Origin of the sequence: Microbacterium esteraromaticum, from assembly GCF_900163815.1 — a bacterium.
Classification (GTDB): Bacteria; Actinomycetota; Actinomycetes; order Actinomycetales; family Microbacteriaceae; genus Microbacterium; species Microbacterium esteraromaticum_B.
The window spans coordinates 186,895-207,957 of the sequence record NZ_FUKO01000033.1 but is presented as its reverse complement, the minus strand read 5'-3'; the positions used below and the strand labels follow the sequence as shown (position 1 = coordinate 207,957).

Annotated in this window: 19 protein-coding genes; 6 read left to right on the top strand and 13 right to left on the bottom strand. The window is 65.9% G+C overall.

Going from position 1 to position 21,063, the window contains the following annotated elements:
* Positions 1-185 precede the first annotated feature (185 nt).
* The 11 genes from era to lepA all read right to left on the bottom strand — a co-directional run bounded on the left by era (position 186) and on the right by lepA (position 11,248).
* Complete coding sequence (era, locus tag FM104_RS13215; RefSeq protein ID WP_087132706.1) at positions 186-1,139, bottom strand: GTPase Era; 954 nt, start codon at positions 1,137-1,139, stop codon at positions 186-188.
* On the bottom strand, positions 1,132-2,424 hold the full coding sequence (locus FM104_RS13210; RefSeq protein ID WP_087132705.1) for a hemolysin family protein: 1,293 nt from the start codon (positions 2,422-2,424) through the stop codon (positions 1,132-1,134). Before FM104_RS13210 ends, era begins: the two co-directional genes overlap by 8 nt.
* Positions 2,421-2,879 carry an rRNA maturation RNase YbeY gene (ybeY, locus tag FM104_RS13205; protein ID WP_087132704.1) on the bottom strand — a complete coding sequence of 153 codons (459 nt, stop codon included), beginning with the start codon at positions 2,877-2,879 and terminating at the stop codon, positions 2,421-2,423. The genes FM104_RS13210 and ybeY overlap by 4 nt, the downstream gene beginning before the upstream one ends.
* A gap of 76 nt (positions 2,880-2,955) precedes the next feature.
* The gene (locus FM104_RS13200) at positions 2,956-3,981 is read right to left on the bottom strand and encodes a PhoH family protein (RefSeq protein ID WP_087132726.1); all 1,026 of its coding nucleotides are present in this window, start codon (positions 3,979-3,981) and stop codon (positions 2,956-2,958) included.
* Between the two features lie 67 nt (positions 3,982-4,048).
* The gene (locus FM104_RS13195) at positions 4,049-4,396 is read right to left on the bottom strand and encodes an HIT domain-containing protein (protein WP_087132703.1); all 348 of its coding nucleotides are present in this window, start codon (positions 4,394-4,396) and stop codon (positions 4,049-4,051) included.
* 42 nt (positions 4,397-4,438) lie between these two features.
* Positions 4,439-5,167, bottom strand: coding sequence for a 16S rRNA (uracil(1498)-N(3))-methyltransferase (locus FM104_RS13190; RefSeq protein ID WP_087132702.1), 729 nt, complete (start codon positions 5,165-5,167; stop codon positions 4,439-4,441).
* 33 nt (positions 5,168-5,200) lie between these two features.
* Positions 5,201-6,313, bottom strand: coding sequence for a molecular chaperone DnaJ (gene dnaJ, locus FM104_RS13185; RefSeq protein WP_087132725.1), 1,113 nt, complete (start codon positions 6,311-6,313; stop codon positions 5,201-5,203).
* A 43-nt stretch (positions 6,314-6,356) separates the two neighbouring features.
* Positions 6,357-7,400, bottom strand: a complete 1,044-nt coding sequence (gene hrcA / locus FM104_RS13180) for a heat-inducible transcriptional repressor HrcA (RefSeq protein ID WP_087132701.1) — start codon at positions 7,398-7,400, stop codon at positions 6,357-6,359.
* Between the two features lie 45 nt (positions 7,401-7,445).
* On the bottom strand, positions 7,446-8,684 hold the full coding sequence (gene hemW, locus FM104_RS13175) for a radical SAM family heme chaperone HemW (protein ID WP_087132700.1): 1,239 nt from the start codon (positions 8,682-8,684) through the stop codon (positions 7,446-7,448).
* The gene (locus tag FM104_RS13170) at positions 8,684-9,334 is read right to left on the bottom strand and encodes a DUF1990 family protein (protein ID WP_087132699.1); all 651 of its coding nucleotides are present in this window, start codon (positions 9,332-9,334) and stop codon (positions 8,684-8,686) included. Before FM104_RS13170 ends, hemW begins: the two co-directional genes overlap by 1 nt.
* A gap of 63 nt (positions 9,335-9,397) precedes the next feature.
* Positions 9,398-11,248, bottom strand: a complete 1,851-nt coding sequence (lepA, locus tag FM104_RS13165) for a translation elongation factor 4 (protein WP_087132698.1) — start codon at positions 11,246-11,248, stop codon at positions 9,398-9,400.
* A 259-nt stretch (positions 11,249-11,507) separates the two neighbouring features.
* On the opposite strand from lepA, the gene FM104_RS13160 reads away from it, so the two are divergent.
* The 5 genes from FM104_RS13160 to FM104_RS13140 all read left to right on the top strand — a co-directional run bounded on the left by FM104_RS13160 (position 11,508) and on the right by FM104_RS13140 (position 18,036).
* Positions 11,508-12,491, top strand: coding sequence for an ABC transporter permease (locus FM104_RS13160; protein WP_087132697.1), 984 nt, complete (start codon positions 11,508-11,510; stop codon positions 12,489-12,491).
* A gap of 2 nt (positions 12,492-12,493) precedes the next feature.
* Entirely contained in the window at positions 12,494-13,426 is a 933-nt protein-coding gene (locus FM104_RS13155) for an ABC transporter permease (protein ID WP_179206803.1), read from the top strand.
* A complete protein-coding gene (locus tag FM104_RS13150) occupies positions 13,423-15,351 on the top strand; it encodes an ABC transporter ATP-binding protein (RefSeq protein WP_087132696.1) in 1,929 nt (642 codons plus the stop codon). Before FM104_RS13155 ends, FM104_RS13150 begins: the two co-directional genes overlap by 4 nt.
* Before the next feature lie 157 nt (positions 15,352-15,508).
* On the top strand, positions 15,509-17,221 hold the full coding sequence (locus FM104_RS13145) for an ABC transporter family substrate-binding protein (RefSeq protein WP_087132695.1): 1,713 nt from the start codon (positions 15,509-15,511) through the stop codon (positions 17,219-17,221).
* Between the two features lie 92 nt (positions 17,222-17,313).
* Positions 17,314-18,036 carry an alpha/beta fold hydrolase gene (locus FM104_RS13140; RefSeq protein WP_087132694.1) on the top strand — a complete coding sequence of 241 codons (723 nt, stop codon included), beginning with the start codon at positions 17,314-17,316 and terminating at the stop codon, positions 18,034-18,036.
* Here FM104_RS13140 and FM104_RS13135 read toward each other — a convergent pair.
* Complete coding sequence (locus tag FM104_RS13135) at positions 17,987-19,258, bottom strand: MFS transporter (protein WP_087132693.1); 1,272 nt, start codon at positions 19,256-19,258, stop codon at positions 17,987-17,989. The two genes, FM104_RS13140 and FM104_RS13135, sit on opposite strands and share 50 nt — an antisense overlap.
* A 235-nt stretch (positions 19,259-19,493) precedes the next feature.
* On the opposite strand from FM104_RS13135, the gene rpsT reads away from it, so the two are divergent.
* Positions 19,494-19,754, top strand: coding sequence for a 30S ribosomal protein S20 (gene rpsT / locus FM104_RS13130; protein WP_087132692.1), 261 nt, complete (start codon positions 19,494-19,496; stop codon positions 19,752-19,754).
* Between the two features lie 236 nt (positions 19,755-19,990).
* Here rpsT and holA read toward each other — a convergent pair whose 3' ends face one another.
* On the bottom strand, positions 19,991-21,049 hold the full coding sequence (holA, locus tag FM104_RS13125; protein ID WP_087132691.1) for a DNA polymerase III subunit delta: 1,059 nt from the start codon (positions 21,047-21,049) through the stop codon (positions 19,991-19,993).
* Positions 21,050-21,063: the final 14 nt, after the last annotated feature.

The window sequence follows — 21,063 nt, the reverse complement described above, 5'->3', positions numbered from 1 at the left end:
GATGGGCTTCTTCTCTTCGTCAAAGTGAACGGGCCAACACAAGCGCCGCGACGAGAGGGGCCCTAGTGTGAGGACTCGTCGCGGCAGCTAAGGAGAAGCAGACCGCCGAAAGGCATGTGGTCATGCTAGCAGGACGTGAAGCATACCCAGAGCACCATGTCGCACCGGCGTCGCATCACAGATCTTCAGAATCCCAGGCGCCCCAGCTGCTTGGGATCGCGCTGCCATTCCTTGACGACTTTCACATGCAGCTTCAGGAAAACGCGGGTGCCCAGCAGCTCTTCGATTCCGGCTCGGGCTACCGCGCCGACATCGCGCAGGCGAGCGCCCTTGCGACCGATGATGATCGCCTTCTGACTGTCGCGCTCGACGACGATAGAGGCGTAGACATCAGTGAGGTCGCTGTCTTCGCGCGCAGCGATGTCGTCGATGACGACGGCGATCGAGTGCGGCAGCTCATCGCGCACGCCTTCCAGGGCGGCCTCGCGGATCATCTCGGCGATGCGGTCCTCCGTCGACTCATCTGTGACGATCCCCTCGTCGTACAGTCGCGGTCCGACCGGCATCAGACGCAGCATCTCATCCGACAGCACGTCGAGCTGCTCGCTCGTGAGCGCCGACAGCGGAATGACCGCCGCCCAGTCCTCGCGCAGCGAGTCCACCTCCATCAGGCGCTCGATGATCTGGTCCTTGTCGGCAGCATCCGTCTTCGTCACGATCGCGACCTTCTTCGCCCGCGCGTACCCGTCCAGCGATGCCGCGATGCGGCGGTCCCCCGGACCGATCTTCTCGGTCGCCGGCACGCAGAAGCCGATCACGTCGACGTCGCCGAGCACCTGCTCGACGAGGTCGTTCAGCCGCTCGCCCAGCAGCGTGCGGGGCTTGTGGATGCCAGGGGTGTCGACGATCACCAACTGACCGTCCGGACGATTCAGGATGCCGCGGATCGCGCGCCTCGTCGTCTGGGGCTTCTCGCTCGTGATGGCGATCTTCTCGCCGACGAGCGCGTTCGTCAGCGTCGACTTGCCCACATTCGGGCGCCCGACGAAGGTCACGAAGCCGCTGCGAGTGGGCCCGTCAGCCTCGCCCTGGGCAACGCCTGCAGTTTGCGGCTCGTTCCGCTCGTTCTGCTCAGTCATCCCGATCTCCTCCGTCGCGTTCCTGTTGCGTGATTTCCGGCGCTCGCTGTGCGAACACCGTGGCGATGCCTCGTCCGCGACCGCGCGATGCGCCGCCGGTGAGCACCAGGCCCTTCACCGTCGCGGTGGCGCCGGGTTGCGGGACCTGCCCGAGCGCCTTGCCGAGAAGTCCGCCGATGGAATCGACGTCCTCGTCTTCGAGTTCCAGCCCGAACAGCTCGCCCACATCCTCCAGCGACAGCCGTGAATTGACCCGGTAGCGGCCATCGCCCAGATCGACGAGATCGGCCGGCCCGCGATCGTACTCGTCCTCGATCTCGCCGACGAGCTCCTCGATGAGATCCTCCAGAGTCACCAGACCCGAGATCCCGCCATGCTCGTTGATCACCATGCACACGTGCACGGCATCGCGCTTCATCTGCTGCAGCAGGGTCTCTGCGCGCATCGATTCCGGTACGAATACGGCTGGGCGAGCTATCGGACGCACCGGTGCACCACGCCAGGCACTCTCATCACGGAAGGCGAACAGCACGAGGTCCTTCAGATAGAGCACGCCGACCACATCGTCGGCGTCGTCATCGACCACCGGCATCCGCGATACCCCGGTGCGCAGGAACAGATCCATCGCCTCGGTCGTCGTTGCGGCGGCATCCACTGTCTGCATCTCGGTGCGCGGCACCATGACGGCGCGCACGAACTGCTCGGTGAAGTCGAACACCGAGTGGATCAGGTCGCGATCGTCTTCCTCGATGAGGGCGTTGGATGCCGCTTCATCGACCATGCTCAGCAGCTGATCCTCCGAGGTGAAGCTGCTGCGGCCGGCGCCCGGGGTGACACGTTGTCCCGCTCTGACCAGCGCCTGCGCGAGAGGGCCGAGCAGAATCCGCATCGCGCGCACGGTCGGTGCCCATGCGCGGAGCATCTTCGTGGCATGCAGCCGGCCGAACGACCTGGGGCTCGCACCGACGAGCACGAAGGTGATGCCGGTCATCAGCAGCGCGGCAGCCAGCATCGCCCACCAGATGCTGGGCAGCAGCGAATCCAGCGCGACGGTCACGAGGACCGCAGACGTGGTCTCCGCCAGCACACGGATGAAAGCGACCGCGTTCACGTGCGGGTCGGGGTCGTCGGCGATCCGTTGCAGCGCCGCAGCGTTGCGGCCCTCGGAGGCCATCCCGATCAGATCTGTGCGAGAGCTCACCGAGAACGCCGCATCGACGGCAGCCATCAGGCCGCCGAACGCGACCAGCAGCACGGCGGCTGCGAGCAGGATGGCGACGGTCATCGACGGTGTTCGGCCTGCGCGAATCCCTGGATCAGCGTCTTCTGCAGTCCGAACATCTCACGCTCCTCAGCGGGTTCGGCGTGATCGAAGCCCAGCAGGTGCAGCAGTCCGTGCGTGGTGAGCAGGATCAGCTCGTCGATCAGCGGGTGCCCCGCCGTCTGCGCCTGTGCTTCCGCGACCTGCGGGCAGAGCACGATGTCGCCGAGCAGCCCGGGCGGCGTCGGGTTGTCCGGCGTGCCGGGGCGCAGCTCGTCCATCGGAAAGCTCAGCACGTCGGTCGGGCCCGGCTCGTCCATCCACTGCACGTGCAGCGACTCCATCGCACCTTCATCGACGAGGACGATCGCGACCTCGGCATCCGGGCTCACATTGAGCTGCGCGAGGTTGAAGTCGGTCAGGCGCAGCAGCACCGTCTCGTCGACGTCGATCGCTGATTCGTTGTTGATCTCGATCATGCCTGTGCTCGTTTCATCAAGAAAGGGCTCGTTTCATCAAGAGAGGGCTCGTTTCCTCAAGAGAGGCCTCGCTTCATCAAGAGAGGCCTCGCTTCGGCATCCGGTCTCGCGGATTCTGACGCTGTCCGCTGCGTCGATCCGCGCGGCTCGCGAACTGGCGGGCCTGTTCGCGTTCGAAACGCTCGGCCGTTCGCTGTTCGTCGTACTCGCTGTAGGCATCGACGATGCGGCCGACCAGCGAGTGCCGCACGACGTCGTCGCTGGTGAGTCGCGCGAAGTGGATGTCGTCGATGTCTTCGAGCACTCGGGTCACCAGCCGCAGTCCCGAAGCACCCTGCGGCAGATCGACCTGGGTGATGTCGCCGGTGACGACCATCTTCGTGCCGAACCCGAGACGCGTGAGGAACATCTTCATCTGCTCAGGAGTCGTGTTCTGCGCCTCATCGAGCACGACGAAGGAGTCATTGAGCGTGCGGCCGCGCATGTACGCGAGTGGGGCGACCTCGATCGTGCCGGTGGCCATCAGCCGCGGCACGACCTCGGGGTCCATCATCTCGTTGAGTGCGTCGTAGAGCGGGCGCAGGTACGGGTCGATCTTGTCGTTGAGTGAGCCGGGCAGAAACCCGAGCCGCTCCCCCGCCTCCACCGCCGGGCGCGTGAGAATGATGCGCTGCACCTCTTTGCGCTGCAGCGCCTGCACGGCCTTGGCCATCGCAAGGTACGTCTTGCCTGTTCCCGCCGGGCCGATGCCGAAGACGATCGTATTCTGCTCGATCGCGTCGACATACGCTTTCTGGCCTGCGGTCTTCGGACGGATCACCCGCCCGCGCGTCGACAGAATCGCCTCACCCAGCACTTCGCTGGGTCGTGGGCCGTCGTCGCGACGCAGGATGCGCGCTGAGTGCTCGACATCGCTGGGTGCCAGATCATGGCCGGAGCGGGTCATCTCGACGAGTTCGTCGATGAGCGCACGCGCATCTGCGACATCTCCCGCACTGCCGCCGAGCAGGATCTCATTGCCCCGCACCATCACCTGCACACGTGGATGCTCCTGCTCGAGCATGCGCAGCAGCCGGTCCTGCGGTCCGAGCAGATTCACCATGGCGATGCCATCGACCGAGACGCGCTCGGTGTATTCGGGTTGCGCAGGGAACTGCGGTGTCGGTTCGTCAGAAGCCAACGAGTCTGCCTTCCTCGATATTGCCCAGCACGTGCGCGTGCACGTGGAAGACGGATTGTGCGGCGGAGGCGCCGTTGTTGAAGATCAGTCGGTACTCGCCGTTCGCACGCTCGGTGGCGATCTGCTTGGACAGCGCAACCATCTCGGCGAGCAGGTCGGCATCGCCGGCTGCGAGCTCGGTGACATCGCGGAACTGCTCGGTCTTCGGAATCACGAGCACGTGCAGCGGCGCCTGCGGATTGATGTCGTTGATCGCGAAGACCCGGTCGGTCTGCGCGACGATCTCGCCGGGGATCTCCCCGTTCAGGATGCGCGTGAAGATCGAAGGTTCTGTCATGCGTGCCAGTTTAGCCGGGAAGGCCCGGCGCCCGGCGAAGAGTCACCAGCGATCGAGCATGCTCGACAGCACAGCGATCGCGGCAGGTCCAGCGGTCGAGGTGCGCAGCACCGTGTCGCCGAGACGCACCCGTTCAGCTCCGGCATCGGCGAACCGCGTGAGCTCCTCCGGGCTGATCCCACCCTCCGGACCGACCACGAGCATGATGTCGCGCTCGTCGGGTCTGATCGTGGTCAGCGGCATTTCGGCTGTGGGGTCGAGCACCAGCATCCGCTGTTCTGACGCGCGAGCGACGAGTTCGGCCGTGCTCTGCGCTTCGGCGACAGCGGGAACCCAGGCGCGGTGCGCCTGCTTTGCCGCCTCGCGCACGATCGTCGCCCATCGTTCGCGTCCCTTCGCGGCCTTCGGACCCTCCCAGCGGGAGACACTCCGCGCGGCCCGCCACGGCACGATCTCATCGACGCCCAATTCGCACGCGGCCTGCACCGCCATCTCATCGCGATCCCCCTTGGCCAATGCCTGGGCGAGCACGATCCGAGAGCCGGGAGCATCCGCCACGACGCGCTTCAGCACGCGCACGCGCACCTGCGCTGCCGACACGTCGTCGACGACCGCTTCGAGCCAGATGCCGGAGCCGTCACCGATGGTAATGGCCTCGCCCACCCGCACGCGACGCACGACAGATGCGTGCTTCGCCTCGGCGCCGGTGAGCGTGATCAGCTCACCCTCATGGGCGTCCGAGCACGTCGGCACAATGAAATGCAGGGCCATGGGCCTCCAATCGGGGGTCCGGGGTCGGGAATGTCAGTGACTGCGGAACCGATCGCGCAGCTTCGAGAACAGTCCCTGCTGGAACTGCGCCAACTGCGGTTCTGGTGCCTTCGTCTTCTTGGCGAAGTCCTCGATGAGCTTGCGCTGCGCGCCGTCGAGCCTGGTCGGGGTGAGAACCTGCACACCGACCCGCAGGTCGCCGCGCTGGCTGCCTCGCAGCGGCGTGATGCCGCGTCCGCCGATCGTCAGCACATCACCGGACTGCACGCCCGCGCGCAGCTCGAGATCGACCGTCCCATCGAGGCCCTCGATCGTGGTCGTCGTACCGAGAATGGCATCCGTCATCGACACTTCGAGCGTGGCCAGCAGGTCATCGCCCTCGCGGCTGAACACCGCGTGCGGCGCGACGTGCACCTCGACGTACAGGTCGCCATTCGGGCCACCTGCCCGCCCGACCTCGCCGGAACCCGGCAGCTGCAGGCGCAGGCCCGTCTCGACGCCGGCGGGGATATCGAGTGCGACGACGCGGCGAGAGCGCACGCGTCCCTGACCGCCGCAGGAGCCGCACGGGTAGGGAATCGTCGTTCCGTAGCCCTCACAGCTGCCGCAGGGCTGCGTCGTGACGACGTTGCCGAGCAGGCTGCGCACCTGGCGCTGTACGTGACCGCTGCCGCCGCAGACATCGCAGGTGACCGGCGACGTGCCCGGCTGGCAGCAGCTGCCCTCGCAGGTCTCGCAGAGCACGGCCGTGTCGACCTCGATGTCGCGGTGCACGCCGAAGACGACGTCGCCGAGATCGAGGTTGATGCGCACCAGGGCATCCTGGCCGCGTTCGCGTCGCGAGCGCGGCCGGGCGGATCGTCCGCCGCCGCCGGCTCCGAAGAACGTCTCGAAGATGTCGCCGAAACCGCCGAAGCCGCCGCCGTTGAAACCGCCGTTGCTGTCGCCGCCCATGTCGTAGCGCTGACGGGACTCGGTATCGCTGAGCACGTCGTACGCATGGGTCACGAGCTTGAAGCGCTCGGATGCGTCGTCGCCGGGATTCACATCCGGATGCAGCTGTCGAGCCAGCTTCCGGTATGCCTTCTTGATCTCGTCCTGCGAGGCGTCACGAGACACCCCGAGTACTTCGTAATGGTCCGCCACGATCACCTTTCTGCGTGTGCGTGCAAATCTGCAGCCGTCCGCGTCAGCGGGCGGCCTCGTCTTCTTCGAGCATCCGCGACAGGTAGCGGGCAACGGCCCGCGCTGCTGCGAGGTTGCTCGGGTAGTCCATGCGCGTCGGGCCCATGACCCCCACGCGGGCCATGCCGCCAGGAGCGGCATAGTTGCTTGTCACAATCGATGCCTCGCCCAGCCCGAACGACTCGTTCTCGGTGCCGATGCTGGTGGCCAGGCCCTGCTCGTCGGTGACCATCTCGCTCATCAGCCGAAGCAGCGTCACCTGCTCCTCGATCGCCTCCAGAAGCGGATGGATGCTGCCGCGGAAGTCCTGCTCGCGGCGCGCGAGGGTCGCCGCCCCTGCCATCACCAGGCGTTCCTGCCGGAACTCGGAGAGCTCTTCGCCGATGACGATGGACAGCGAGTCGAGAGCCGGATGCAGGCGCGCTGACGGCGAACCGGCCTCCGGTGTGCTGAGCGATTGGATGCGCTCGGTTGCATCGCTCACCGCGCGCCCGGTGATGAGCGCGGCGAGGCGTGCGCGCAGCACCGCGACATCGGCGTCATCCAGGTCGATCGGCAGCGGTGCGATGCGCTGCGACACGCCGCCCGCGTCGGTGACCAGCACGACCAGCATCCGGCTCGGAGCGAGTGCCACGAGCTCGACATGCGTGATGCTCGCCCGCGCGAAAGACGGGTACTGCGCCAACGCCACCTGGCCGGTGAGCTGGGTGAGTACGCGCACCGTGCGCGCCATGAGGTCGTCGAGGTCGTTGGGGTCTGTGAGGAAAGATTCGATGGCGCTGCGCTGCCCGCCCGAGAGTGGCCGCAGCTGCGCGAGATGGTTGACGAAGACACGATAGCCCTTGTCTGTGGGCACCCGGCCGGAGGAGGTGTGCGGAGCGACGATGAGGTCTTCGTCCTCGAGCTGAGCCATGTCGTTGCGGATCGTCGCTGCGGATACGCCGAACGCATGGCGATCGACGATCGACTTGCTGCCCACCGGCTCGTGCGTTTCGACGTAGTCCTGCACGATCGCGCGAAGAACCTGCAGCCCTCGCTCCGTGACCATCAACCCTCCTGCTGGCACTCTGATGCTTTGAGTGCCAATTCTAGTTCAGTCTGTGAGTGCCCGCACGACGGCGTCGGCGAGGAGCCGTCCGCGCAGCGTCAGACGCACGCGCTTGTCGCGCAGAGCGGATGCTGCATCCACCAGCCCGTCCGAGATGAGTTCGGCGACGCGTTCGCGCCTCCCCGCAGCGATATCGGCGATGGGCAGCCCCTCGGCGAGGCGGCTCTGCAGCAGCACCCGCTCCAGCGTCCGCGCCTCGGCATCCGGCTGCTCGCGGCCCGCAGCCGGCGACTCCCCCGCGCTCAGTCGCTGTGCGTAAGCCGCAGGATGCTTGACGTTCCACCAGCGCAGACCTGCCACATGGCTGTGCGCGCCGGGCCCGAACCCCCACCAGTCTGATCCGCGCCAGTAGGCGAGATTGTGCAGGGAGCGATGATCCTGCGGATCCGACTCCGTCACGGGGCGCGACCAGTTGCTCACCTCGTACCAGTCGAAGCCGGCCGCCGCGAGCCGCCGATCAGCCAGCTCGTACATGTCGGCCTGCAGGTCGTCGTCAGGCGCCGGCACCTCGCCGCGGCGGATCTGCCTCGCCAGCTTCGTGCCGTCTTCGATGATGAGCGCGTAGGCGGAGATGTGGTCGGGCTCGAGCGCGAGGGCGACGTCGAGCGAGGTCTCCCAATCGGCGAGCGACTCGCCCGGCGCACCATAGATCAGATCGACGCTGACGTCGAGTCCGGCATCTCTCGCCGCGCGCACTGCCGTGCTCACGTTCTCGGGTCGGTGGGTGCGATCAAGTGCTGCCAGCACATGCGGCACGGCGGACTGCATCCCGATCGAAAGCCTGTTCACGCCGGCATCCACCAGCGTGCGCACCACTTCGGGGGTGACCGTGTCGGGATTCGCTTCCACCGTCACCTCGGCGCCGTCGCGGATGCCGAAGGCGTCGACGACGGCTGCCAGCATCCGTCCGAGGTCGCCGGCCGGCAGCAGCGTCGGCGTGCCGCCACCGAAGAAGACCGTCTCGAGGGGGCGCAGCGGACCCGCTTCGGCAAGCACATCGCGGGCCAGTGCGATCTCACGGATCAGCGTGTCTGCGTACTCGTCCTGCTTCGCTCCGCGGAGCTCCGTCGACGTGTAGGTGTTGAAATCGCAGTACCCGCAGCGCACTCGACAGAACGGCACATGCAGGTAGGCCGAGAACGGCAGGGACTCATCGACGCGCAGCTCGACCGGCAATCTGCCGTCGGCGGGCGCCGGGTCTCCCAGTGGAAGGGGACCGCCCATCAGACGGGTGTCGCATACAGCGGCGAGATCGCTCGCAGGTACAGCGCGAACAGCTCGCGGCGGCGGCGGCGCACCATCCCCGGCAGCCGATACAGCAGCGACACCGGCGCGTCGAACGCACGGACGGTGAACCAGACCTGGTCGGTGTCCTCACGCCACTCGATGTCGAACGACTCTTCTCCGCTGACGACGGATCCGCCGAGTGTTCCGAGCACGAATCCGATCCGACGGCGCTCTTCGGTGACCGAGATCACGCGCAGTTCGCCGTCGGCGCGCATGCCCTTGACCCTGCCGCGCAGGGTGAGAGTCATCCCGGGTGCGACGAACGGCGTGCCCTCGGCGTCGAAGCGCTGCTCGACCTGGTTGCGGTTCGGCGCGATCGGAGCACCTTCGGCATCAAAGCTGACCCCGGTGTAGGCCGTTCCCGCATCGGGACGCACGTCTTTCAGCTCGAGCCCTGCGGCGCGCTGCGCCGTCCACGACAGCAGCGCCTCACCGGCGCGGCGGAAGCGATCCTCACCGCTGCCGATGCGCCAGGAATCCTCGGCCGGGATGCTGTGCTCCGGCGGGTACTGCATGAGGTCGGGAGCATGGGTCGCCCCGACCGCGGCATAGTCGACCGTGCCTTCTCGGAATGTCCCGCGACGCATGTTTTCCAGCCTACTCAGCCGAAGCTGGACGGAGCCTTGTGACCCGCCGCCCAACGCCGGCGCCTACTTCTTGTCTTTGCCGTCGACGTCTCCGGAGAGTGCGGCGATGAACGCCTCCTGCGGCACCTCGACGCGCCCGACCATCTTCATGCGTTTCTTGCCCTCCTTCTGCTTCTCGAGCAGTTTGCGCTTGCGGCTGATGTCACCGCCGTAGCACTTGGCGAGCACGTCCTTGCGGAGGGCGCGGATGGTCTCACGAGCGATGATCCGGGCGCCGATGGCCGCCTGGATGGGCACCTCGAAGCCCTGTCTGGGAATGAGTTTGCGCAGCCGCTCGGTCATCAATACACCGTAGGCGTAGGCCTTGTCACGGTGCACGATCGCACTGAAGGCATCGACCTTGTCGCCCTGCAGCAGCACATCGACCTTCACCAGATCGGCGGTCTGCACTCCGGCGGGCTCGTAGTCGAGCGAGGCGTAGCCCTGGGTCTTGGATTTGAGATGGTCGAAGAAGTCGAACACGATCTCGCCGAGAGGCATCAGGTAGCGCAGCTCGACGCGCTCCTCGCTGAAGTACTCCATGCCCAGCAGCGCTCCACGTCGCGACTGGCACAGCTCCATAACCGCTCCGACGTAGTCCTTGGGCAGCAGGATCGCTGTCTTGACCATGGGCTCGGCAACCGACGCGACTCGTCCGTCGGGGTACTCGCTGGGGTTCGTGACGATCACCATCTCGCCGGTGTCTGTGGTGACTTCGTAGATCACACTCGGGGCCGTGGTGATCAGGTCGAGCCCGAACTCCCGCGAGAGCCGCTCGGTGATGATCTCCAGGTGCAGCAGGCCCAGGAACCCGCAGCGGAAGCCGAAGCCGAGGGCCACGGACGTCTCGGGCTCGTACTGCAGCGAGGCGTCCGAGAGCTTCAGCTTGTCGAGCGCTTCGCGCAATTCGGCATAGTCGCTGCCATCGATCGGGTAGACCCCGGAGAACACCATGGGCTTGGGGTCGGTGTAACCGGCCAGAGCTTCGGATGCCGATCCGCGCGCGGTCGTGACGGTGTCGCCGACCTTCGACTGGCGCACATCCTTCACACCGGTGATGAGATAGCCGACCTCGCCGACGCCGAGGCCGTCGGTGGGGATCGGCTCAGGGCTGGAGACGCCGATCTCGAGGAGGTCGTGCACAGCCCTGGTCGACATCATCTGGATGCGCTCACGGGGCGACAGCGTGCCGTCGACCATGCGGACGTAGGTGACAACGCCGCGGTACGTGTCGTACACCGAGTCGAAGATCATCGCTCGGGCGGGTGCTTCTGGATCGCCCTTCGGCGCCGGGATCTGCTCGACGATGCGGTCGAGCAGGTCTTCGACGCCCTCGCCTGTCTTGCCGGATACGCGCAGCACGTCCTCCGGCTTGCCGCCGATGAGCGAGGCGAGCTCCTTGGAGAACTTCTCGGGGTCGGCCGCGGGGAGATCGATCTTGTTCAGAACCGGAATGATATGAAGGTCGTTCTCGAGCGCGAGATAGAGGTTCGCGAGTGTCTGCGCCTCGATGCCCTGGGCAGCATCCACCAGCAGAATCGCTCCTTCGCACGCCGCGAGCGACCGGGAGACCTCGTAGGTGAAGTCGACGTGCCCCGGGGTGTCGATCATGTTCAGTGCGAAGGTTTCGGTCTCCGACTGCCACGGCATCCGCACCGCCTGGCTCTTGATCGTGATGCCGCGCTCGCGCTCGATGTCCATCCGGTCGAGATACTGGGCGCGCATGTCTCGATCCGACACGACTCCGGTGATCTGCAGCATCCGGTCGGCGAGGGTCGACTTGCCGTGGTCGATGTGAGCGATGATGCAGAAATTGCGGATCTGCGTGGCGGGAGTCGCGGCGGGCGACAAGGGAGTAACAGCGCGGGGTGACATATGGTCCTTGATGCGTCCGAAGGGGTTCCTAAGAGTCTACGTTCAGGCGACCCTAATCCCCCATTCCACTTCGCCGGTGATAGTCTCCCGAAGTTGCCCTGGCGGTTGTGAGACCGAATCCCATCGCCAACAACACTCCGTCACAGTCGCCAGCGCGGCCGGTGTGCGTTATCGACGGGATGATGCTTGAATTGCTTCCCGACCCAGCGTTGCGTCGGAAGATCCCGCGCATGGCTGTAAAAGAGAAAGAATCATCACCTTGATCAAGTATCTCGTGCGCCGGACACTCGGCTGGCTGCTCATGATCGTGGTCGCGACCAATGCCACATACTTCCTGGCCTGGGCCTTCCTCGATCCGCGCAGCAACTACGTCGGCCGAAGGCCCCCACTCAGTCCAGAGCAGATCGAAGGCCTTCTCGGGCCACGAAACCTAAGTGAGAACATGCCGCTCCTCGAGCGGTGGTGGAACTGGTTCACCGGCATCCTCCTGCGCTGGGACTGGGGAGTCAGCCCCACTGGCGGCTCGGTGAACAACGAGATCTCCTACCGGATGTGGGTCAGCGCCGAGCTCGTCCTCGGGGCGACGATCATCATGACCGTGGTCGGCATCTGGATCGGCGTCTACACGGCCTCCCGCCAGTACAAACTGGGCGACCGGATCTGGCAGGCCGTCTCGATCATCACGATGAACATCAACATCATCGTCGCCGCCTTGGCCGTCGTCATCCTCGCGATCAACTTCAACAACTGGGTCGGCACCAGGGTCTTCTACGTCACCGGCTCCTCGAGCGAGGGTGTGACCGGTTTCTTCCCTGTGCTGATAGATGCGCTGCAGCACCTGGTGCTGCCGACGATCGCTCTGGTCGTCACCGGGTACGCCGGCACGCACTTCCTGCAGCGATCGCTGCTGCTCGACAACATCGGCGCCGACTACGTGCGCACCGCCCGTGCAAAGGGGCTCACCAAGCCGCAGGCCATCCGCCGCCACGCGCTGCGCACCTCGCTGATCCCCGTGGCGACCCAGGTCGCCTTCACGATCCCGGCGATCTTCACCGGCGCGATCCTGACCGAGACGATCTTCGCGTGGCAGGGCATCGGTCGCTACTTCCTGACCACCATCAACGGAAACGACGTTCACGGTGTGGTCGCCGTCGCGGCATTCGGCGCGCTGCTGACCGCCATCGGCGCCCTGCTCGCTGACATCGCCGTCGTGGTCCTCGACCCGCGAGTGAGGGTGAGCTGATAATGAGCATCGAAATGGTCGACCCCGACGTGCAGCCCCCCGTGGGCCCCGACACGACTGCGGAGCGCATCCCGGCGAAGCACCTCTCGAAGTGGACGCTGTACACCCGCCGCTTCCTGCGCAACAAGCCAGCCGTCGCCGGCATCTTCGTCTTCATCCTGCTGGTCCTGTTCTCCGTGTTGATACCGCTGTTCTGGCCGGTCGGCGTCGCCGAAATGGACTTCCTGAATCTCGCCACGGGGCCCTCGTCCGAGCATTGGTTCGGCACGAACGCCTCCGGCCAGGACACCTTCATCCAGACCGCTGTCGGCCTGCAGCGCTCGCTGATGATCGCCGTCACCGTCTCGGTCGGCGTCACCATCATCTCCGCTCTCGTCGGCACGGCTGCCGCGTACTTCGGCGGCATGGTCGAACGCACAACGCTGCTGATCATCCACTTCCTCATGGTGGTGCCGACCTTCCTCATCCTCGCGCTGGTCTCGAACAACGCCGGTGGTGATTGGCGAGTGATCTCGCTCGCGCTGATCTTCGTCGGGTGGTTCTTCCCCGCCCGGGTGATCTGGACGATGGCGCTGTCGCTGCGCGAACGCGAGTACATCGATGCCGCACGCTATATGGGTGTCCCCGGCATGCGAATCGTGCTGCGCCACCTGCTGCCGAACATCGGCTCGCTGCTCGTGATCAACTTCACCCTCGGCGTCGTCGGCGCGGTGATGACCGAGACCGGGCTGTCGTTCATCGGCTTCGGCGTGAAGATCCCCGATGTGTCCCTCGGCTCGCTGATCGGTGAGGGCGCGAGCAGCATAACCAGCGCTCCCTGGCTGTTCTATTTCCCCGCGCTCGCGCTCACCCTGTTGACCGTGTCGATGGCACTCGTCGCCGATGGCCTGCGTGACGCACTCGATCCCACTTCTGCCGCGGGAGGCCGTGCATGAGCACCGTACTTTCAGTCCGTGACCTCAAGGTCAGCTTCGCTTCGGAAGCCGGCCGCGTCGACGCTGTCCGCGGAGTCTCCTTCGACGTCGAAGCCGGCCAGACTCTCGGCATCGTCGGAGAGTCCGGCTCCGGCAAGTCGGTCACGTCGCTGGCGATCATGGGCCTGCTCGACGAGAACGCCCGGGTCACCGGGTCGATTCAGTTCGAGGGCCAGGAGCTGCTCGGCAAGTCCGACAAGCAGATGTCCATGATCCGCGGCAACGGCATGGCGATGATCTTCCAGGACCCGCTCACCTCGCTCACCCCCGTCTTCACGATCGGCGACCAGCTGGTCGAGGCTCTGACTGCTCACCGCGGACTGTCGAAGCAGGAAGCGTGGGATCGGTCGCTGGAGCTGCTCACCCTGGTCGGCATCAGCGATCCCGAGAAGCGGATGAAGTCGTTCCCGCACGAGTACTCGGGTGGAATGCGCCAGCGCGTCGTCATCGCGATCGCCATGGCGAACAACCCTCGGCTGATCATCTGCGATGAGCCCACCACGGCTCTCGATGTGACCATCCAGGCGCAGATCCTCGATCTCATCGAAAAGGCGCAGGATGAATCCGGCGCCGCGGTGATCATGATCACCCACGACATGGGTGTGGTCGCGCGTACCGCTGATGACGTGATGGTGATGTATGCAGGCAAGCCCGTCGAGCACGCCCCCGCGCATGAGCTCTTCCACAAGACGCGGATGCCGTACTCGATCGGTCTGCTCGGCGCCATCCCGCGGGTCGACAAGGTCGATAAGGAGCCGCTGATCCCGATCAAGGGCAACCCGCCGCTGCTGATCGATCTCCCCGACGCATGTCCGTTCGCTCCGCGCTGCCCTATTGCGATCGCCGCGTGCGTGCAGCGCGAGCCGGATCTGGTGGAAGTGGCAACGGGTGGCGGCGAATCGCACCTCGCGGCCTGCATCCGTGCCGATGAGATCGACGATGCGGGGCGCATCGGCGGGTTGCCCGTCTACCCGGTCGAGAAGATCCAGGAGAGCCAGTTCTCCAGCGTGCCGCGCGAGAAGCGTCCGGTGACGCTCGAAGTGCGCAACATGGTGAAGACCTTCCCACTGCTCAAGGGCGCGTTCTTCAAGCGCAAGGTCGGCGAAGTGCACGCTGTCAAGGGCATCAGCTTCGACGTCCGCGAAGGCGAGACGATGGCGATCGTCGGCGAGTCGGGCTCAGGCAAGACGACGACTCTGCTGCAGATCATGGATTTCGAGAAGCAGGAGCACGGCGACATCATCATCGCCGGCACCAGCATCAACGGTCTCCGCGACCGCAAGCTCGAGCGCGAGCTTCGCCGCGACATTCAGATCGTGTTCCAGGATCCGATGGGCGCACTCGACCCGCGCATGACGGTGGCCGACATCATCTCGGAGCCGCTGTTCGCCATCGGCACCCCGAAGAAAGAGGTGCAGCGGCGCGTACAGGAGCTGATGGACCTCGTGGGCCTCAACCCCGCCCACCGCGACCGGTTCCCTGGCGCCTTCTCCGGTGGCCAGCGCCAACGCATCGGCATCGCGCGTGCGCTGTCGACGAACCCGAAGATCGTGGTTCTGGATGAGCCCGTCTCGGCGCTGGATGTCTCGATCCAGGCCGGCGTGATCAATCTGCTCGACGAGCTGAAGGCCAAGCTCGGCTTGTCGTACCTGTTCGTCGCGCATGATCTCTCAGTGATCCGTCACATCGCCGACCGCGTCGCCGTGATGTACCTGGGCGAGTTCGTGGAGCACGGCACGGTCGATGAGGTGTTCGACAACCCGCAGCACCCGTACACACAGGCCCTGCTGTCGGCCATCCCGGTTCCTGATCCCGACATCGAGCGCACCCGCACGCGTGTCGTCTTCGATCCGGAGACGATGTCGACGAAACCGGCAACGATCTGATCACAGATTCGGCGACGATCGTCGCTTCGGTCACTGTCGAATAACGCTCTGTCACCGTCCGATAACAGTTAGCCGAGATTCACTCGTGTGACCGGCGCATGCCCGGTCATGCGAACTATCCTCCCCTTATGACACGCCGAAAGGCGAAAGGAGCACCATGAAGCAGCAGAAGCTGATGGGGGCCCTCGCGATCAGCGGGACCCTCGCACTCGTCCTTGGCGGGTGCGCCTCCAACACCGGTGACAACGGTGGCGACAACGGTGGCGACAAGAAGCCCACCGAGACCAAGGCCGCGGACTACAACCCCCAGCCGCGGGAGAACCTGAAGGAAGGCGGCGTCGCCAACTTCGGGATCAACGAGATTCCCGAGCAGATGAACTCGTTCAACGCAGACACCAGCGCTGACTCGGCGCGACTCGCTGCCTGGTACATGCCGCAGATCCTGCTGATGAAGCCGGATGGCACCCCCTACAAGCACGATGCCTACCTCGACAAGTGGGAGACCGACACGGTCGACGGCAAGACTCAGATCACCTTCACCTTCACGAAGGAAGCCACCTGGAACGACGGCACGCCGATGGACTGGACCGCCATCGACGCCACGTGGAAGGCCAACCGCTCGACCGACGAGGGCTTCGTCCCGAACGCGACCGACGGATACAAGGAGATCGAGTCGGTCAAGCAGGGCGACACTCCCAAGACCGCCATCGTCACCTTCAAGGGCGAGTTCGCCTGGCCGCAGATGCCGTTCCTCACGGGCGTCATCCACCCGGCTCTCGCCGATCCGGACACCTTCAACAAGGCGATGATCGACAACCCTCACCCCGAGTGGGGCGCCGGTCCCTACACTGTCGACGAGTTCGACGCCAACAAGGACTTCATCTCCTTCAAGCCGAACGACAAGTGGTGGGGCGACAAGCCCATGCTCGACAAGGTCACCTTCCAGGGCATGGACGCACAGGCCTCGATCAACGCCTTCAAGAACGGCGAGATCGATCAGGTCGGCGTCGGCACGAAGGACCGCCTGGCGCAGGTCGCGGACATGAAGGACATCACGATCCACCGCGCCCAGCAGACCGCGAACACGCTGCTCGAGGTCGACGCGACGAAGCCGCAGTTCGAGGACGTCAAGGTCCGCCAGGCATTCTTCATGGCGGTCGACATCGATCAGCAGAAGAAGATCGCGTGGAACGGCCTGGACTACGAGGAGGAGCCAGCGGGCTCGCTGACTCTGTTCTCGTTCCAGCCCGGCTACAGCAACTCGCTTGAGAAGGCCGGGTTCAAGTACGACGCCGACGCGGCCAAGAAGCTGCTCGATGAGGCTGGCTGGACCGAAGGCGCCGATGGCATTCGCGAGAAGGACGGCGAGAAGCTCTCGGTGACGTACCCGATCTTCAGCGACGACCCGACCCAGAAGGCGCTTGCGCAGTCGCTGCAGGCCTCGGAGAAGGCCGTCGGCATCGACGTGAAGATCGATGTGCGGCCGTCGAACAAGTTCGCCGAGGACTACACCACCAAGAACTGGGATATCGCGAGCCTGCGCTTCACGTCCTCCGATCCCTTCGGTGCGGCCTGGTTCTGCCAGCTGTACTGCCAGGACATGGGCCTGAACCTCTCCGGCGTCCAGACGCCGGAGATGGACAAGCGTATCAAGGACGAGGTCGAATCGATCAGCGACCCGGTCAAGCAGACCGAAGCCGCGATGAAGCTCGAGGTAGAGATCTTCCAGGACTGGGGCCTGATCCCGCTGTACAACGGTCCGTCCCTCTCCGCCACGAAGAAGGGTCTGGCCAACCTGACCCCCGAGCCCTACGTGGGCCTGGACCTCTTCGCTGTGCAGCCGGTCGAGAACACCGGCTGGGAGAAGTAATCCCCTGCCGGGGCGCTGAGATCATCAAAGCGTCCTGGTGAGAGCGGGGTCGGTGGTTCGTCCACCGGCCCCGCTCTTTCTATGCTGGAGGGGTGAACCCTCAGGTCGTCCTCGTGCACGGCATCCGCACCTCCGCCACCATGTGGCGCGCGCAGGTGGAGTGGCTGGCGCAGCATGACATCCCGGTGACCGCCGTCGACCTGCCCGGTCACGGCACGCGAATGGCCGAGCCGTTCACCCTGGAAGACGCGATGCGCACGATCGACACCGCAGTGCGGGATGCTGCGCGGCACGGCCCGGTGATCCTCGTCGGCCATTCGATGGGCGGCCTCCTCAGCCTGCACTACACCGGGTCCGAGGTGAAGCCGCCAGTTGCCGCGCTGATCGCGGCATCCTGCACCGCTCTCCCCCGCGGCGCCGCGCTCGCGACCTACCGCACCCTCGCAGGAGCGCTCGACCGCCTGCCCGACCGCGGTCTCTGGCTGGCGGAGCAGGTGCTCTCAGCGACGATCCCGCCGGAGACCCGAGATGACTTCGCGGCGGGCGGCTACGCACTCGATGCGCAGGCGATCGCCCTGCGCAGCCTCTCTTCGCTGGATCTGGCGGCAGCCGTCGCTCGCATCCGGATTCCGCTCTGGTTCGTGAACGGCCAGTTCGATCAGCTGCGCAGCCATGAGACGCTTTTCCGGCGCCTCGCGCCGGATGCCGAGCTCATCGTCGTGCCTCGCACCTCGCACCTGGTCACTGCGATGCGACCGCGGGTGTTCAACGCGGTGCTGCAGCTGGCTCTGGCTGTCGTGCGACAGCGGTCATGAGACCGCCGACGATCGACAGCACGGTCGCCATCAGAAACACCAACCAGAATCCGCCGACCAGCGCGACCAGCGCCGCGCCCAGCATCGGGCCGATCAGCTGACCGAGTGCGGCAGTGACATTGACGATGCCGAGGTCTCGGGCGTGATCCTGCTCGTCCGGCAGCAGATCGGTCGCGAACGCGAGCCCGACGGTGGAGAACGCGCCGTAGCCGAGCCCCATGAGGGCTGCGGCGACCATCGTCGTCTCGAAGGTGGGCGCAATGACGACGATGACGCCGGAGAGCGCCTGCACGAAGGTGGCGGCCACGGTGAGCCGGCGCCGCTTGCCCGTGCGGTCGGAGAGGATGCCGGTGAACACCGAGGCGATCACCACGAACACCGTGTAGACGACGATGAGCAGCAGCAGATTGTCGGTGGCGACGGCGCTGGATTGACCGAGGCCGTGCATCAGGAAGAACAGGAAAAGCGCCGTGCCCAGCGCATTGCCGACGTTGGTGACGAGGCGGCCTCCCAGCATCCACGAGAAGTCGCGATCGCGCAGTGACGCCAGTCGCGGACGCTGCCGGGGCGGCCGGTCGGAGGGCGTTGCGGGCGGATCGGGCAGAAGCAGAGCGGACGCTGTGCCGATGACGGCGATGACGGCTGCGAGCAGCAGATACCCGGCCAGCACTCCGAGACCGAGCAGCACCACCAGTCCGACGCCGAGCACGATGCCGACCGCCTGGCTGGAGCCGACGGCGGATGAGGCGGCTCCGCGCTGCGCCGGAGGCAGCTGGTCGGCGATGAGCGCGGTGAATGCGGCGGAGGCGACCGAGATGCCGATCGACACGCCGAGCCAGCAGGCGCCGACCGCCCATGGACCTTCGGCCATGCCGGTGAGGATGAGGAACACCGCGGCCATCCACACGCCGCCCAGCGCCCATGGCCGGCGGCGACCACGCGTGCTGCGGGAGCGGTCCGAGATCGCACCGGCCGCCGGGCCTGCAACGATTCCGGCGAGTCCGCCGATGCCGAGCACGAGGCCTGAGGAGACGACGCCGCGGATCCAGTCATCCTCGGGGGTGTTCAGCTGCAGCGGCAGAAGCAGCTGCACCGGCGTGAGCTGGATGGTCCAGATGGCCAGCCACGCCAGCGTGAACAGCGTCATCCATCCGGCACCGACTCGCCTCCTGGCGCCGATCGAGTGCGCATCGCGGACAGGGGCGGGGTTGTGGGAACTCATCGTTCTCCTCTGACGTCGTCGTCGTTCGGGTATGTTGATTCTGCACCCAGTTCCACGTTCAGCGCGACTGAATGCCGCGGAGATCGGATCTTCGTCGGTCGTTTCGCGTGATCGGGTGCCGGGCTGGTAGGATCGTCTCTGGCTTGCGTGTGGGTTTGTCCCTCACGACCGCTGTACGGCGCCCCTCTCGTGTCTGCAGCATCCCGAATATCCTCCAGACAGAAAGCGTCCACACGTGGCAAATATCAAGTCGCAGATCAAGCGCAACAAGACGAACCTGAAGGCTCAGGAGCGCAACAAGGCCGTCAAGAGCGAGCTGAAGACCGTCATCCGCAAGACGCGTGAGGCTGTCGTCGCCGGTGACAAGGAAGCTGCTGAGGCCGCCCTCGCCGCAGCATCCGTCAAGCTCGACAAGGCCGTCAGCAAGGGCGTCGTGCACAAGAACCAGGCGAAGAACCGCAAGTCGGCCATCGCCACGCAGGTCGCCGGTCTCTGACCCGAACCTTTCGCAGAAGCCCGTCCCGTTCGCGGGGCGGGCTTTCTCTTGCCTGCGGTAGACAGTCTGGGGGCCGACAAGCCACATGACGGACCGGATGCTGAAGAACGTCCGACATCTGGCGTGTCGGCCCCCAGAGTGTGTCATTGTGACGGGGCGCGGGGAGCCCGCAGCTAGGCCGCAAGTCGACAGGACGCGCGGTGAGCAGGCAGGATGCCCGGGGGCAGAACGTCGGCTCAGGCGCCGAAGGGCTCGCGGGTGGCGATCACCGTCACCATGCGCTCGAGAGCGAAGATCGGGTCGCGAGAGCCGCCCTTGACCTCAGCATCCGCCCGCGCAGTCGCCTGAATGGCCATGCCGAGCGAGCGCTCATTCCAGCCGGTCAGGTCACGCCGGGCGCGATCGACCTGCCAGTCCTTCATACCCAGTCGCTGCGCGAGCTGCCGGCTGGGCTCTCGATTGCCGGCCACGCGCGCCATGCCGCGCAGCTTCATCGCGAATGCCGCCACCATCGGCACCGGATCGGCGCCGGATGCCAGGGCATGCCGCAGTGCGATCAGCGCCTCGCCGTAGCGGCCCGCGATCGCCGTGTCGGCGACCACGAACGCCGACACTTCCACCCGGCCCCCGTAGTATTTGGTGACGATGTCGTCGGTGATGTCGCCCTCGACGTCGTTCACCAGCTGCTGACAGGCGGCAGCCAATTCGGTCAGATCATCGGCGAAGGCGGAGACCAGAGCGCGCAGCGCCGTGGGGGCGATCCGCTTCTTGGCCGCGGCGAACTCCCCCGCCGCGAAGTCGACGCGATCACTGTCGCGCTTCACCGCGGTGCACGGGATCTCGATGCCGCCGCCTGTTCCGGCCCTGATGGCGTCCAGCAGCTTCTTGCCGCGGACGCTGGCTGCGGTGTGGCGGAGAATTACCGTGGCCCCCTCCTGCGGGTGCTCGATGTACTTCAGCGCCTCTTGCAGGAAAGCGTCGGTGCACTTCTCGACCCCGGCCACGCGCACGAGCCTCGGCTCGCCGAACAGCGAGGGCGAGGTGACCGACAGCAGCGAACCGGCCTCGTAGTCGTCTGCGCGGATATCGCTGACCTCGAGCGCGGCATCTTCGGCGCGCAGGTAGTCGCGCACGCCGGCGATTGCGCGCTCTGCGAGGACTTCCTCCGGCCCGGAGACGAGGACGATCGGCGCGGGCCGCGGCTCGCGCCACGGCACCTGAGCGATCTTCGTGCCCTTCGCGGTCGTGCCCCCGCGCGCGCTGGATCCACGTGCAGAAGAGCGAGGTGCGGCCATGTGTTCAGCCTACC